The sequence below is a fragment of the Pseudomonas sp. HY13-MNA-CIBAN-0226 genome, assembly GCF_040310305.1.
GTDB lineage: Bacteria > Pseudomonadota > Gammaproteobacteria > Pseudomonadales > Pseudomonadaceae > Aquipseudomonas > Aquipseudomonas gregormendelii.
On the sequence record NZ_JBEOPS010000347.1, the window covers coordinates 1 to 262 of the forward strand.

The 262-nt window shown below is 62.6% G+C and carries 1 pseudogene; it reads left to right on the plus strand.

Features of this window, described 5'->3' with window-relative positions:
* Window positions 1–262: pseudogene (locus AAEZ05_RS29045) on the plus strand ((Fe-S)-binding protein); the annotation flags it as partial.

Here is a 262-nt window from a genome sequence, read left to right on the forward strand (position 1 = left end):
GGGCGGCAGACCTGAACCTGCCGCTGCTCAGCGACAATGGCAGTTGCGATGTGCTGTTCTGGGTCGGCGATGGCGCCTTCGACATGCGTAACCAACGTACCCTGCGCGCCTTCGTAAAAGTGCTCAAGGCCGCCAAGGTCGACTTCGCCGTGCTTGGCCTGGAAGAACGCGACAGCGGTGACGTGGCGCGCCGCCTCGGCGATGAAGCGACATTCCAGCTGCTGGCCACGCGCAATATCCAGACCCTGGCCAAGTACAGTTT